Raw genomic sequence first — 14,137 nt, forward strand, 5'->3', positions numbered from 1 at the left:
CATCCCCGTTAGAATTTGAACTGATCGACGTTCTCTTTGGTGAACACCGCAGGCGAACCGAGCAGCAATACGCCGGTTTTGCTGTCAAATTTCACCGGCTCGGCAAAACTCGGCACGTTGTTTTCGGCGCTGAAGGCTTTGCCATCAATTAACTGTTTACCGGCCCACACGGTCAGATAGCCGAGTTTCTCTGGATCCCACAGCACGGTGTAACCAAAGGCACCGCTTTTCAGGTAGGCGCGTGCGGTGTTCGGGCTACAGAAGCCGCTGCCGATCACCTTGCCATTTTTGCCAGCGGTCTCAATGGCTTGCGCCACGCCAGGGCAAGTGGTTGATGCCATAGCAATCAAGCCTTTAAGGTCAGGATTGGCTGACATCAAATCGGTAGCGATCTGCGCCGCGCGGCTGGCGGAACCGCCCGCGTACTGCGGTTTGAGTAAGGTGACGTTGGGATATTTGCTCTTCACGCGCTGCTGCATGAAGCCAATCCAGCTATTGAGGTTCGAAGCGGTGGCTTCACCGGAAACGATGCCGATTTTGCCGTGATCGCCGACGCGCTTGACCATCTCATCAATGATGGTTTCGCCCAATCCCTGATCGGTGGCCTGCGCCACGTACACCGGACGGCCGCTATCTGGCGCATCGCTGTCGCTGGTAAACAAATGCACGTTATTGGCCTTGGCCTGCGCCATCACCGGCGCGATGCTGGAGGCATCTAACACGCTGATACCAATCGCATTGACCTTCTGCGCAATCAGGTTTTGCACGATCTGCAACTGATCCATTGGGTTGGTATCCACCGGCCCGCTGTAGACAAATTCAACACCCAAATCACTGGCAGCGCGTTTGCCGCCCGCTTCCATCGCCTGGAAATAGGGAATGCCGATAATCTGCGGTACAAACGCCACTTTTTCAGCGGCGAGCGCCAGCGTGGAAAACAGTAAAGAGAGAGAACAAACAGCTGTAGTTATTCGACGCATCTTTATTTCCCCTGGATTGATGAAGTGACCATTAGGCATTTTCAAAGGCGCGCGCATCGGGATGCGCGCCGGTAATTAATGAAACGATTTCATCGGGCGAGGTTTCGGCGTGACGGCGCTCGGCAATTTTTCGTCCACGACGAAACACCACCATGCGATCGGCTACCGCAAACACATCGCTGATGTTGTGGCTGATCAGCACCACCGCGCAGCCGCGTTCAGCCAGGCGGCGCGTCAATTGCAGGACTTTTTGCGTTTCGGCCACCGCCAACGCGGCGGTCGGTTCATCCATGATCACCAGTTGCGCATTGAGATTCAGCGCGCGGCAAATCGCCACCGCCTGGCGCTGCCCACCGGATAGGCTGCCAACCGACGCTTCGGCATCGGAGATGTGTGCATCGAGATCTTTCAGCAACTGATCGACCTGTTCACGCATCTCACGGCGGCGCAGAAACGGAATGCCCAACACGCGCCGCTTCAGTTCACGCCCCAAAAACACGTTTTCTGCAATGCTGAGGTTTTCCGCCAGCGCCAGCTCCTGATAAATGGTGGCGATACCATGTTCGGCAGCCTGGCGCGGCGAGGTGAATTTCACTGCTTTGCCGTCAATCCACAGTTCGCCGTCGCTGGCGCTGTAGGCTCCCGACAGCACTTTGGTGAAGGTCGATTTGCCGGCGCCGTTATCGCCGAGTAACGCCAGCACTTCGCCGCGATGGATGCTGAGATTGACCTGGTTCAACGCGGTCAAGGCACCAAAGCGTTTGCAGATATTGCGCGCCTCAATAAAGCAGCTATTCATCTTCACGCCCCGCTGCTGGGATAGGCGGCGTTGTGAAAATCGACTTCCCACTGCAACACCTGGCCGTACAGCACCGACAAGCGGCTTTTCTCTTCGGCGCTCAAGGTCTGCGCACAGGCATCCAGTTCGCCTTTCAGCCACAGCGCTTGTTGATAAAACTCATCTTCCGCATGCATATCGACCCAGCGCCGTATGTCGCTGTCGGCAATCGGCTGGCTACTGACGCGTGCGCACCAGTGGTAATACATCCACTCCGCGCCAAACATCAGCGTGATGATCTCGGCAAAACTGCCCTGTTGCGCCACCTTGAACATGCCATCGCGAAACGCATTCACGCCGGGCAGATCGTCGGGGTAATCGTTGGGATTGATGTTGCGCTGCGCCAGCACCTGTTCAAACCAGGCAATTTGCGTGTCCACCAGCGCATTCAACACGCCGATTAACCAGCGCTGCTGGCGAATATCCGGTGCTTTACTGACCGCCAAGGCAAAGATGTTGATGGCAGTGGCAACGAAATTGCCTTCAAATACCAGATAGCGATTGAACACATTTTCAGGCAGTTGATTGCGTTCAATATCCAGCACAAAGGGGTGCTGCTGCATCGCCTGCCACAATGTTTGATGCTGCTGCAAAAGCTGATCGCTGAAGCTCTCCATCACGCCTCCTCCAGCGCTGCTTGCGCGACTGCCATAAAATGCTTCACGCGCGCCAGTTCCACTTCGTTCCACCACACGCCATCGACTTTCAAGGTGCTGGCAACGATCACGCCTTGGGTACGTCCGAGGATTTGGCAGATATTGGCGGGCGTGACGCCGGAACCGACTAACAGCGGCAGTTCAGTGGCGGCACGGATTTCATCGATCTCGTCCAGTGTGGCGCTGTCGCCAGTACGTTGGCCGGTGGCGATCACCGCATCGGCTTCGAAGAAATCGACGTCGCGGGTTAACTCCTGGATTGAGCGATCGGCAACAATAGCGTGGCTGCCGTGTTTTACGTGGCTGTCGGCGAAGACGCGGATGTGTTCAGCGCGTAACTGGCTGCGATAGCGCAGCGCTTTAGCGGCAGCACCTTCAATAAAACCTTCATTAGCGATATAGGCGTTGGCCCACTGATTCACGCGCACAAAGTCGGCACCGCCCGCCAGCGCGGTGGCGAAGGCGGGAATCGCCGCATTCGCCAGCACGTTAATCCCCAACGGCACGCCAAAACGCTCACGAATCTTTTCGGTGATCACCGCCATAAACGCGGCGGTTTCCGGGCCAATATCGTCGGGTTTGGCAAACGGAATATCGCCATGATTTTCGATAATCAAGCCGTGCACGCCACCGGCAATATAATTATCCGCATCACGCAGCGCACGCTCGATAATATCTTTCAATGGCTTATTGCGATATTTTGGCGAGCCAGGAAAGGCATCACAATGCACCACACCAATCACTGCTTTCTTTCTGGAAAAAATATCTTGTATTGCGCTACTTTTTCCTGCTGATATAGAAACCATCTTCTTCACCTTATTAACGAGAACCATTATGCGAGTTTATGTTGCAGGGAATATTGTGGTTGATGAAACCTGGTCGATTAACGATTTACCACAAAAAGGCGCATCGATTCACGGCGTAAAAACATCGCAGGATATTGGCGGAAAAGGCGCTAATCAGGCGATCGTTATTTCACGCTGTGGTATTGAGACACGTTTAATTGCAGCAACGGGTAATGACAGCAATGGCGCTTTCATTCGTCAACAAATTGCGCATGAAGCGCTAACCTTATCACCCGAAAGTTATTTAACCACGCATAGCGACACCTCAATTATTCTCAACAGTAGCGACGGTGATAACGCGATTATTACCACCACCGCGGCAGCAGATGCTTTAACACTAGAAAAAATGCTGCCCTATTTAGCCGATGCGCAACCCGGCGATATTTTATTGCAGCAAGGTAATTTCTCACTGGAGAAAACCCGCGCGCTGTTTATCTGGGCCAAAGCCAACGGCTTGATCACCGTATTTAATCCTTCACCGGTTAATGCCGATTTCGCGCAACTCTGGCCGCTGATCGATATCGCCGTGGTCAATCAATTAGAAGCCGAGTTGCTTCGTCCCGCCGGTGTGAATCACTTGGTGATCACCCAAGGCGCGCAAGGTGCCTGGCTAATCACCGACCACGAAAAGTGCTTCAGTCCGGCTTCCACGGTGCGCGCGGTAGACAGCACCGGCGCGGGCGATACTTTTCTCGGTGTAATGCTGGCTTCGGCGCTGTTGCGCGGCATGCCACCCGATGAACTTGCCCTGCAACATGCCAGCCTGGCCGCCGCGATCACCGTCAGCCGCGTTGGCACCGTTAACGCTTTTCCTACCCAACAAGAACTCGCTGCGCTCCTGGCGACGCGCAGCGCGTAAACCTTACTTGAACAGCGGACGGTAACTATCTACGTTCGCTTTGGTCACCACGGTGGCGGGCACCAAAATAGTTTTGCTCACCGTTTTGCCCTCAGAGATGGCGTTGAGGGCTTTCAGTGCCTCTTCGCCCATCTTCTTCGGATCCTGCTGCAACACCGCCGTGACGTAGCCGCCATCAATGCCGCTGATAGCTTTCGCCGTCAAATCCCAGCCAAATACTTTAATATCTTTCTGGCGGCCCTGGTTTTCTACCGCGGCAATCGCACCCAATAACGCCGGTTCGCCGGTGGCATAAATCGCGGTTAAATCTGGGTTGCCGGTGATCAGGTTTTCCGCCGCCGTCATGGCGTTATCCTGAATATTTTGTCCATCAACCACATCCGCCACGGTGATTTTGCTGTTGCTTTTGATGGTGTCTTCAAAGCCTTTTTGCCGTTGGTTTTGGATGGCCGAATTCAGCGCACCGACAATACCCAAACGCGCTTTGCCGCCCATCTCTTTCGCCACATAATCGACGAAATATTTACCGAGGATTTTGCCGCCTTCGAGGTTATCGACACCCACTTGCGCCGCTTGCGGTCCTGCCGGTAATACCGCATCAATGGCAATGACCGGAATTTTAGCCGCCGCCGCTTCTTTAATGGCTGGCATGATGCCGTTAACATCAATCGCATCCACCAAAATACCTTTCACACCTTGCTGAATATAGTTTTCAATCGCATCGTTTTGCGCTACCGGATTATCGGTAGCATTGAATATCACCAAATCTTTACCGCTGGCCTTTGCGGCTTCTTGCGCACCCTGATTCATTAAATTAAAGAACAGCGCTTGCTGATTAATCTGTACTAACGCATAAGTTGGCGCGGCTTGCGCCACAGAGAAAAACGACCCCGCAGAAATAAGTGTGGAAGCCAATACCAATGAACGCAGTTTTCCGGTGAAAGATAACATCATGGTGTTCCTCGTCGGGAATAAACAATAATCAGCGTATCCCAGCGTTTTAACGCTGAGTTTATGTGGCGGGCAAATATCGATGGAATGAAGTAATCCACTGCAAAATGCAGTGTGGTTAAGGCAGCTGGGTTAAGCGTTTTTCGGATTCCCATCCGTTAGGAATACCTGGTGAATTAGCTTAAATCAGTTTGGGAATAGATTCCCGGTCATGCGGTAAACTGAGCATACAATTCGCCGAGTGAATATTTTTGTCAAGTGTTTATTTGGTGAGTGATGTGCAATGATTAAGTGTTTTGAAGGAACGAGTAGCCAGAATTCTAAAGCGCACGTATCGTAGCGGCGCGATTTATCGCGTTGTGTTGACCTTTGAAAATCAACGGAACGCGATAAATCGCGCCGCTACAGAATTGTGCGGTAATTGAAAGCATTACTAAACTGGTTGGCATTAAATTTCGCGACCAGCAATGAATATGGCGAGGAACATGAGTACAAAACGCGTGTTGTTATCTGACGTGGCAAAACTGGCCGGGCTATCGAAAGCCACGGTTTCTCGCTACATGAATCACAGCATCGTCTTGCCGCAAGAGACGATTGATCGCATTCAGGCCGCCATCCGCCAACTGGATTATCGTGGTAACAGCCTCGCGCGTCGTCTGAGCAAAGGCGGCAGTGAAACGCTGGGTTTGGTGCTGCCAGATATCACCAACTCCTTCTTCGCCGAACTGGCGGATGCCGCCGAAGAAGCGGCCTCGGCGCGCGGTTATAGCCTGGTTTTGTGCATCACACGCAACAATCCCGACAAAGAAGCGCAGTTTATTCGCTGGCTGGATACGCGTCAGGTGGATGGTTTGCTGTTCACCACCAACCGCCCGGATAACGGCGTGCTGTGCAAAGAGGTGCAGCGTCATCAGCATATCGTGTTGCTGGATGAAGACATCCCCGGCAGCAGCGTGCCAAAAGTGTTCGCCGATAACGTGCAAGGCGGGCGCATCGCCACCGAACAGCTGATCGCCGCGGGACATCGCCACATCGCATTTATCGGCGGACCGGAACAGTTGATGAGCGTGCGTGAACGTTATCTCGGCTTCTGCACCGCAATGAAGCAGGCCGATTTATCCGTGCCGCCGGAATGGGTGATGTACGGCAATTATCAGCGCGAATTCGGCCAACAGGCATTGCAGCAGCTGTTTCGTGGAACCAAGCGCCCCACCGCCGTGTTCGCCGCCAGTGATTATTTAGTGCTGGGCTTGCTGGATGGTTTGCGTGCCAGCGGACTGCAAGCACCTGAAGCACTTTCACTGGTTGGCTTTGATGATGCCAATTACACCGATCTGACGCAGCCGCGCATCTCCACCATCCGCCAACCCGCGCGGCAGCTGGGTTACACCGCCGTAGACATCATGCTGCGCCTGCTGAATAACGACGCCGACATCCCACTTGAAACCCGTTTGCCGGTGGAATGGGTGGGACGTGATTCGATTCAAATTCTCCATCCCTGAACCACAATGGCGCAAAAACGCACAACTTTGGCGCAAAACATCAGCAATCAATGCGTTTTTTGCCAATGCAAGTAAACCGGTTTACTAATAACTCAAATTCTATCTTGCTGAATTCACGTCATTTATCTGTTGCTTGAAGTGGCTAATTAATAACCTGGCACAGAAGCTGCAACGCGGTAAGCGGCAAACAAATATCGTTGATACGTATTGTGGTGTTGCTGCGAACTGGCGTTTTATCTGACAGGTAAACCGGTTTACTAGAATGTAAATCGTGTTAGATCGGCGCGGTTCGCAGCAACAGACAATGTTCCCGGCATTAGCAATGGGAGTGATCAAATGCAGCAACCACACACTACGCCAGCGCGGGTAGAGATGATTAACATCACCAAAACGTACGGCTCAATCCGTTCCCTGCGCGGCGTCAATTTGCAGCTGGCGCCGGGCGAAGTATTGGGATTGGTCGGAGATAACGGCGCCGGAAAATCGACGCTGACCAAAGTGCTCTCCGGCGCGGTGGTGCCGACCAGCGGCACCATTCGTATTGATGGCGAGCAGCAGCACTTCACCAATCCGGCCGATTCGCGCCGCTGTCATATCGAAATGGTCTATCAGGATTTGTCGCTGTGCGACACGGTGGATGTCGCCGGAAACCTGTTTATGGGACGCGAGCCAATGAAATCAGTGCTCGGCATTCCGTTTCTCGATCAAGCCAAAATGCACGCCGAAGCGCGTGAAATGCTCAAAGGTTTGGGGATTTCCATTCCCGATACGCGCTTGCTAGTGCGCAATCTGTCCGGCGGTCAACGCCAGGCGATTGCGATTGCGCGCGCGGCGGCATTCGAACCCAAAGTGCTGATCATGGATGAACCCACCGCCGCACTGGCGGTGGCCGAAGTCGAAGCGGTGCTGGAGTTGATTCGCCGCGTGTCGGCGCGCGGCGTCAGCGTGATCCTGATTACCCATCGTTTACAGGATCTGTTCCTGGTGTGCGACCGCATTATGGTGATGTACGAAGGTACCAATGTGGCCGAGCGCCGCGTGGCGGATACCAGTTTGAGCGATATCGTTAACTTGATCGTGGGTGAGAAATTTACCGCTCACTCCGCGGCGGCACATTGAGGTCACAGGATGAGCATCATGAATTTGAGCAGTTCGCGCATGATTCAACATTCGCTGCCGCGCCGCCTGTTGCATAACCATTCGGGCGTGGTGAGCATTGCGCTGTTTTTCATCTTTTGCTGCGTGGTGTTTTCGCTGATCACCAGTAATTTTCTCACCAGCACCAACTGGCTGAATATCATTCGGCAAAGCGCCCCGCTGCTGATTGTCGCCACCGCGATGACGCTGGTGATCACCACCGGCGGCATTGATTTATCGGTCGGTTCGACGCTGGCGCTGGTCGGTGCGCTCTCGGCCATCGCATTAAATAATTGGGGCTTGCCGTGGCCGGTGGTGCTGATCGGTGGTTTGTTACTGGGCGGATTGGTCGGTGCCATCAACGGCTTCTTTATCGCCTTCGAAGGCATTCCGGCGTTTATTGTCACGCTGGCGACATTGGCGGTGGTGCGCGGCATCGCGCTGCTGGTGACGCAGGGGTATTCGATTCCGGTTCCGGCCGACAGCTTGTTTACCTTTATGGGTCGCGCCTGGGTACTAGGTATGCCAATGCCAGCGCTGATTGGCATCGTGGTGCTGTTTGCCGGGCATATCGTACTGAACCATATGCGTTTTGGTCGCTACGTCACGGCGATTGGCGCTAACGCCGAAGGTGCGCGCCGCAGCGGCATCAATACCAAAGCGGTCACCATGAAGGTGTACATCATCAGCGGAATGGCGGCGGCACTGGCGGGGATGATCATCACCGCGCGGCTAGGCAGCGGTTCCTCCAATCAGGGCGAAGGTTTTGAATTGCAGGTGATCGCCGCAGTGGTACTTGGCAGCACCAGCTTGTTCGGAGGCTTCGGCACCATTATCGGCACGCTGCTGGGTGCGCTTTCGATTGCGATTATTCAGAACGGGCTGATTTTGTCGCACATCTCGCCGTTCTATACGCAAATCGCCACCGGCACCATCATTCTGCTCGCCATCTGGCTCAACACCCGCATTCTTAATCCCACGCGCGCACCGGCAAAAGGATAGCTCATGAAAGGATCGATTTTTCGACACGCGGAACCGCTGCCGCTCGGTGTGCGCAGTGGCCATGTGATGACCGTTTTAGGCCCGCTGCCGCTGGCGGAAATGGGCGTGACCTTGATGCACGAACACATTTTACTGGATGCGTCCGGCAAGTGGGTGCCGCCCTGCTGTTGCAGCGATCGTCATATCGCCGAGATGCCAGTCAAAATCGAGAATCTTGGCGAGTTGCAGATGAACCCGCTGATGAGCCGCGATAACTGCCAGCTGTTTGACGTGGATTTGGCAATTGAAGAGTTGATGAAGTACCGCGCATTAGGTGGCGAAACTATCGTCGATCCCACCAACATCGGTATTGGCCGCGACCCGAAAGGATTGCAACGCATCGCGCGTTTAACCGGGCTGAACATCGTGATGGGCACCGGTTTGTATCTGGAACCGTCGCATCCTGAATGGGTGAAAACGATTAGCGTTGAGCAACTGACCGAGAAGTTGATCTTTGATCTCGGCGGTGCGGCGGAAAAACCCGAGGTGATTGCCGGGCTGATTGGTGAGATCGGCATTTCTAGCCGCTTTACCGCTGATGAGGAGAAGTCATTACGCGCTGCCGGACGCGCCAGCGCCGCCACCGGCGTGCCGATTCAGGTGCATCTGCCGGGCTGGGAACGTTTAGGCCACAAGGTGCTGGATATTCTGGCGCAGGAAGGGGCCGATTTGCGCCATACCGTGTTGTGCCACATGAATCCGAGCTTCGCCGATAAAAGCTATCAACGTGAACTGGCCGATCGCGGCGTGTTCCTTGAATACGACATGATTGGCATGAGCTATTACTACGCCGATGAAGCGGCGCAATCGCCGTCGGATGAAGAGAATGCGCGCGCCATCGTTGAGCTGATCGCTGACGGCTACATCCAGCAGATTCTGCTATCACAAGATGTGTTCCTGAAAACCATGCTGACGCGCTTTGGCGGTCACGGTTACGGCTACATCCTCAAACATTTTGTCCCGCGTTTGAAGCGTCTAGGCGTGAGCGGCGAACAACTCGAAACATTAATGATTGCTAACCCGCAGCGCGTGTTTGGCGGGTAAAGGGAGAAACGAATGCAGAAGCAAGTGTTGCTGGTGGGCGAATCCTGGACCAGCACTTCAAGCCACATTAAAGGCTTTGATCAGTTTGCCACCGCCACCTGGCACAGCGGTGCCGGGGATTTTATCGCGGCATTAAAACACAGTGATTACGCGGTGACGCACATGCCAGCGCATGCCGCCGCCACCGATTTCCCACTGACGCTGGAAGGTTTACAGCAATGGGACGTGATTATTCTGTCGGATATTGGTGCCAATACGCTGTTGTTGCATCCCGATACGTGGATGAAAAGCCGTCGCACCGCTAACCGTCTTGCGCTAATCCATGATTATGTCGCTGCGGGCGGCAATCTGATGATGATTGGCGGCTACTTCAGTTTTCAGGGCATCAACGGCGGCGCGCGCTTCCGCAATACCCAAGTGGAAAAAGTGTTGCCGGTGCGCTGCCTCGCCTGGGATGACCGCATTGAAACGCCAGAAGGTTCTACGCTGGAGATCGCGCAGCATCATGCCGTTTTCAGCGCTATTGAGGGTGAATGGCCGTGGATGTTGGGTTACAACGAAGTTGAGATGCATCCCGAAGGTACGCTTTTGGCGACGGTCGCGGGCACATCGCATCCTTTATTAGCGGTACGCGAATATCAGCAAGGCCGTTCGTTGGTGTGGACCAGCGATATGTCGGCGCACTGGCTGCCGGAAGAGTTCACGCAGTGGCCTGGCTATCGCCAACTGTGGATTAACTGCCTTGATTGGCTGACGGAGCGCGCGTGATGTGCCCGGCTTCGCTCTCGCTTGCCCAGCGACTGCTCGGTTTTGACACCATCAATCCGCCCGGCAATGAAGCGGCGTGCATGCAGTTTTTTGCCGACTGGCTAACTGACAATGGTTTCGAGGTCACGCTAAGCGCATTTGGCACCGATCGCGCGAATCTTATCGCGACGATGTCCGGCGCGGCAGACGGTATGCCGCTCGCGTTTACCGGTCATCTGGATACCGTGCCGTTGGGCAATCAAGCCTGGCAGCACGACCCATTTGGTTCAGAGATTGACGGCGATCGCCTGTACGGACGCGGCTCCAGCGATATGAAAGCGGCGGTGGCGGCCTTCGCCCTCGCCTGCGTTGAGCAGCAAGCAGCGATTCGTGCCGGGCGCGGCGTGATTTTGCTGATCACCGGAGGCGAAGAAACCGGCTGCGATGGTGCGCAGGCACTGATTGAAGACGGAAATTTACCGGAAATTGGCGCGCTGATTGTCGGAGAGCCGACCGCCAATTATCCGGTGATTGGCCATAAAGGCGCATTGTGGCTGCGCTGCGAAACCCACGGCAAAACCGCGCACGGCGCGATGCCAGAATTGGGCATCAACGCCATTTATCTGGCCGCCGATGCGCTGGGCAAAATCCGCCACTTTTCGCCTGGCGCGCCGCATCCATTAATGAAGCATCCGACACTCAATGTTGGACGCATTCAGGGCGGATTAAACATCAATTCGGTACCGGATCGCGCCGCCTTTGATGTGGATATTCGCAGTGCGCCTAACTTGCAGCACGCCACCATTCGCCAGCAGTTAAGTGATTTTTTGGAGGAATCGGTGCAGATGACGACGTTGGTGGATCTGCCTGCGGTGTTGAGTTCAGCGGAAAATCAGTGGGTTCAGTCAATATATCGACTTTGTCAGACGCGGTTTGATCAGCCGCTGGAAGCGCGCGTGGTGCCCTATTTTACCGATGCGTCTTTGCTACTGCCCGCGTTGGGCAATCCGCCGTGCATTATTTTAGGCCCGGGAGAGCCGAGCATGGCGCATCAAACCGATGAGTATTGTTTGTTGAGCAAATTGAGTGAAGCCGAGCAGTTGTATGCGGAGATCATTGGCGAGTGGATGGCTGATGGAAAGAGGTCGCCAGGAATGGCGACCTTCTAGAGATTAGAAACGATAGCTCGCCGAAACCGAGAAGTTACGCGGATCGCCGTAGACAATCCCGCCGTTGCTGACGTTGGTGTCGTACTCTTTATCGAACAGGTTGTTAATGTTGGCCTGCACCGAGACGTTTTTGGTGACGTCGTAACGGGCAAACAGATCCACCAACGCGTAGCTGCCTTGACGTGCGCGCCAGGTGCCGTTGCCATCTGGCCCACCAATATCGCCGTAGGTTTTCGACTGCCAGGTCACACCACCGCCTAACGTCAGCTTATCAAGCATCGGCAAGCGATAGCTGCTGAACAAGTTGAACGAGGTTTGTGGCAGCTGTGAGTTGTAGCGTTCTCCCTCGGCGTCTTCCGCTACGTAGCTGGTGCCGCCAAAGGTCATCTGCCAGTTATCGGTCAACGCGCCGTTCACTTCGAACTCAACGCCGCGGCTCACCACGCCTTTCTTACCGACATAAATCGCATTGCCGGTTTCCGCATTGGTCGCGCCAGTCGCCTGAGCCACGTTATCCAATTCGGTACGGAACACCGAAACGGAAGTGGTCAGACGGCTGTTAAACCAATCCGATTTCACACCGGCTTCGTAGTTTTTGCCGATCACCGGCGAGAGATATCCGCCGGATGCATCCTGATAATCCTGCGGCTGGAACACCGAGGTATAACTGGCGTAGGCCGACCAGTTGTCGTAGAAGTCCCAAATCACCCCACCGTATGGCGTAATGTTGTTCTTCTCCATCTCCGCATCTAGCGTCTGGCGATTCCAGTTGGTGTAGCGTGCACCTAAAATCACATGCAACGGATCGGCAAGCGAAATGCGCGTGGCTAAATACGCCGATTTCTGACGCACCAGTTGGGTATCGGATGCCGGTTCACGTGGATTCCAATCCGACTCTGGGAAATCGCCATTGTAATCATTGAAGTTGCCCAACTGCTCAGACGAGATATTGGTCCAAGCGCTGTAATACTTGTTGTCCTGGCGGCTGTAATTCACGCCAAGCATCAGTTGATGTTGACGGCCTAACAGTTCGTATGGGCCGCTGGCGAACGCATCCACCGCATCCACTTTACGTTTGCCGGTGTTGTAACCGGTGCCGCCAATAACCGGCCAGCCCGCGTAAGAAGACGATCCCGCGCCGGTGGTTTTATCGAAATAGCCATCGATATACAGCTGTTTGCTGTCGAGGAACATTTCGTTGTGCGTGCCGTTAAGCGTGATGTTCCAACCGTTGTCGAAATTCTGTTGCAGGTTAACAAAGACTTTTTTGTTTTCTTTGTTGTTGTAAGCCCAATCCGGCGCGGTGTTGTAGCCGCGACGCGCCTTGATCTGCGTGCCATCGGTGTACCAGCGCGGAGAACCGCTCCACATTGGCGAATCGGTGTTCACTTGGGTGAATTCATAACCGACAGACAGTTTGGTCGAAGCGGTAAGATCGGCATCAACCACACCATAAATGAATTTCTTGTCTGCACCGTAACGTTCGATAAAGCTGTTGCGGTCTTCATAACCCGCCACGATACGGCCGCGCACGTTGCCTTCTGGTGACAATGGCGCGGAGAGATCGGCGACATAACGCTGTTTGTTCCAGCTGCCGTAAGTCGCCGAAACATCGCCCGTGAACTCTTTGCTATCGGCGTGCTTGCGCACCATGTTGATCGAAGCGGATGGATTGCCCGGTCCTGTCAGCAAACCGGTGGCACCGCGCACCACTTCTACCCGCTCATACAGCGCCATATCGGTCTGCGCATCGCCCAGGTTCCAGCGTGAGGCGAAAGCGGTAGGGATGCCATCAACCATGTAGTTGTCGATCAGGAAACCGCGCGAGTAGTAATTGGTGCGATCCATATCGGAAGAAACGCCGTGAATACCGGTGGTATTCGACAGCACATCATTCAGCGATTGCAGCTGTTGGTCTTGCATACGCTGCTTGCTGACAATCGAAACCGATTGTGGGATATCGCGCGCGGTGAGGTCCATTTTGGTGCCCGCGCGGGTTATTGGCACGCTGTAATCCTGGGCCGCCTGCTGTTGCTGATCGGCGTTCGCGTTGGCATCAACATTCAGTGTTTGTTCGGTTTGAGTGGTTTCTGCTGCTTGCGCCATACCCGACGCAACCAACATCGCCAGTAACGAGTGACGCAGCACGCGCTGCGATGCACCGGCGGTTTTCCTGACGCGCAAATCTTCGAAAGACATACAATTCCTCGATCAACTTTTCTTTATTTTGTTTTGGCGGCATCGCTGCTGACGTCGATTGAAGGGATGACGGTAAGGATGCCGCTAAGAAAGCAAATGAGAAATATACGCATTAAGGTTTTCAATGCAAGAAATTGTTACCGGTTATCTGACACTTTTACATTTAGAT

General features: G+C 54.3%; 13 protein-coding genes. 7 read left to right on the forward strand and 6 right to left on the reverse strand.

Annotation, left to right across the window (positions count from 1 at the left end; genetic code table 11):
- Positions 1–8: 8 nt before the first annotated feature.
- The 4 genes from ABDW13_RS00740 to ABDW13_RS00755 are packed head-to-tail and all read right to left on the reverse strand — an operon-like array spanning position 9 to position 3,280.
- A complete protein-coding gene (locus ABDW13_RS00740; RefSeq protein WP_343550457.1) occupies positions 9–980 on the reverse strand; it encodes an autoinducer 2 ABC transporter substrate-binding protein in 972 nt (323 codons plus the stop codon).
- Positions 981–1,011: 31 nt separating this feature from the next.
- Positions 1,012–1,779 (reverse strand): ATP-binding cassette domain-containing protein, encoded by a 768-nt coding sequence (locus ABDW13_RS00745; protein WP_343550458.1) that lies wholly within the window; start codon positions 1,777–1,779, stop codon positions 1,012–1,014.
- Between the two features lie 2 nt (positions 1,780–1,781).
- Entirely contained in the window at positions 1,782–2,435 is a 654-nt protein-coding gene (locus ABDW13_RS00750; RefSeq protein ID WP_343550459.1) for a TenA family protein, read from the reverse strand.
- Positions 2,435–3,280: a BtpA/SgcQ family protein gene (locus ABDW13_RS00755; protein ID WP_343550460.1), complete on the reverse strand. Its 846-nt coding sequence runs from the start codon at positions 3,278–3,280 to the stop codon at positions 2,435–2,437. Before ABDW13_RS00755 ends, ABDW13_RS00750 begins: the two co-directional genes overlap by 1 nt.
- Positions 3,281–3,308: 28 nt before the next feature.
- Here ABDW13_RS00755 and ABDW13_RS00760 point away from each other — a divergent pair, with 28 nt between their 5' ends.
- The gene (locus ABDW13_RS00760) at positions 3,309–4,178 is read left to right on the forward strand and encodes a PfkB family carbohydrate kinase (RefSeq protein WP_343550461.1); all 870 of its coding nucleotides are present in this window, start codon (positions 3,309–3,311) and stop codon (positions 4,176–4,178) included.
- Positions 4,179–4,181: 3 nt separating this feature from the next.
- On the opposite strand, the gene ABDW13_RS00765 is transcribed toward ABDW13_RS00760, so the two are convergent.
- Positions 4,182–5,132, reverse strand: a complete 951-nt coding sequence (locus ABDW13_RS00765; protein ID WP_343550462.1) for a substrate-binding domain-containing protein — start codon at positions 5,130–5,132, stop codon at positions 4,182–4,184.
- 470 nt (positions 5,133–5,602) lie between these two features.
- On the opposite strand from ABDW13_RS00765, the gene ABDW13_RS00770 reads away from it, so the two are divergent.
- From ABDW13_RS00770 to ABDW13_RS00795, 6 genes are all read left to right on the forward strand, one after another.
- Entirely contained in the window at positions 5,603–6,631 is a 1,029-nt protein-coding gene (locus ABDW13_RS00770) for a LacI family DNA-binding transcriptional regulator (protein ID WP_343550463.1), read from the forward strand.
- 372 nt (positions 6,632–7,003) lie between these two features.
- Positions 7,004–7,750, forward strand: coding sequence for an ATP-binding cassette domain-containing protein (locus tag ABDW13_RS00775; protein WP_343550650.1), 747 nt, complete (start codon positions 7,004–7,006; stop codon positions 7,748–7,750).
- Positions 7,751–7,768: 18 nt separating this feature from the next.
- Entirely contained in the window at positions 7,769–8,770 is a 1,002-nt protein-coding gene (locus ABDW13_RS00780; RefSeq protein ID WP_343550464.1) for an ABC transporter permease, read from the forward strand.
- Positions 8,771–8,773: 3 nt separating this feature from the next.
- A complete protein-coding gene (locus ABDW13_RS00785; protein ID WP_343550465.1) occupies positions 8,774–9,853 on the forward strand; it encodes a phosphotriesterase-related protein in 1,080 nt (359 codons plus the stop codon).
- A gap of 12 nt (positions 9,854–9,865) precedes the next feature.
- Complete coding sequence (locus ABDW13_RS00790) at positions 9,866–10,621, forward strand: glutamine amidotransferase (protein ID WP_343550466.1); 756 nt, start codon at positions 9,866–9,868, stop codon at positions 10,619–10,621.
- Complete coding sequence (locus ABDW13_RS00795) at positions 10,621–11,769, forward strand: M20 family metallopeptidase (RefSeq protein WP_343550467.1); 1,149 nt, start codon at positions 10,621–10,623, stop codon at positions 11,767–11,769. Before ABDW13_RS00790 ends, ABDW13_RS00795 begins: the two co-directional genes overlap by 1 nt.
- Positions 11,770–11,772: 3 nt before the next feature.
- Here ABDW13_RS00795 and fhuE read toward each other — a convergent pair whose 3' ends face one another.
- Positions 11,773–13,968 carry a ferric-rhodotorulic acid/ferric-coprogen receptor FhuE gene (gene fhuE / locus ABDW13_RS00800; RefSeq protein ID WP_343550468.1) on the reverse strand — a complete coding sequence of 732 codons (2,196 nt, stop codon included), beginning with the start codon at positions 13,966–13,968 and terminating at the stop codon, positions 11,773–11,775.
- Positions 13,969–14,137: the final 169 nt, after the last annotated feature.

The organism is Pantoea sp. (assembly GCF_039594315.1).
Taxonomy (GTDB): Bacteria; Pseudomonadota; Gammaproteobacteria; order Enterobacterales; family Enterobacteriaceae; genus Pantoea.

Bases quoted from the DNA above. Each gene is read 5' to 3' on its own strand.
- ABDW13_RS00740 (WP_343550457.1), bottom strand. From the start codon at position 980: ATGCGTCGAATAACTACAGCTGTTTGTTCTCTCTCTTTACTGTTTTCC.
- ABDW13_RS00745 (WP_343550458.1), bottom strand. From the start codon at position 1,779: ATGAATAGCTGCTTTATTGAGGCGCGCAATATCTGCAAACGCTTTGGT.
- ABDW13_RS00750 (WP_343550459.1), bottom strand. From the start codon at position 2,435: ATGGAGAGCTTCAGCGATCAGCTTTTGCAGCAGCATCAAACATTGTGG.
- ABDW13_RS00755 (WP_343550460.1), bottom strand. From the start codon at position 3,280: ATGGTTTCTATATCAGCAGGAAAAAGTAGCGCAATACAAGATATTTTT.
- ABDW13_RS00760 (WP_343550461.1), top strand. From the start codon at position 3,309: ATGCGAGTTTATGTTGCAGGGAATATTGTGGTTGATGAAACCTGGTCG.
- ABDW13_RS00765 (WP_343550462.1), bottom strand. From the start codon at position 5,132: ATGATGTTATCTTTCACCGGAAAACTGCGTTCATTGGTATTGGCTTCC.
- ABDW13_RS00770 (WP_343550463.1), top strand. From the start codon at position 5,603: ATGGCGAGGAACATGAGTACAAAACGCGTGTTGTTATCTGACGTGGCA.
- ABDW13_RS00775 (WP_343550650.1), top strand. From the start codon at position 7,004: ATGATTAACATCACCAAAACGTACGGCTCAATCCGTTCCCTGCGCGGC.
- ABDW13_RS00780 (WP_343550464.1), top strand. From the start codon at position 7,769: ATGAATTTGAGCAGTTCGCGCATGATTCAACATTCGCTGCCGCGCCGC.
- ABDW13_RS00785 (WP_343550465.1), top strand. From the start codon at position 8,774: ATGAAAGGATCGATTTTTCGACACGCGGAACCGCTGCCGCTCGGTGTG.
- ABDW13_RS00790 (WP_343550466.1), top strand. From the start codon at position 9,866: ATGCAGAAGCAAGTGTTGCTGGTGGGCGAATCCTGGACCAGCACTTCA.
- ABDW13_RS00795 (WP_343550467.1), top strand. From the start codon at position 10,621: ATGTGCCCGGCTTCGCTCTCGCTTGCCCAGCGACTGCTCGGTTTTGAC.
- fhuE (WP_343550468.1), bottom strand. From the start codon at position 13,968: ATGTCTTTCGAAGATTTGCGCGTCAGGAAAACCGCCGGTGCATCGCAG.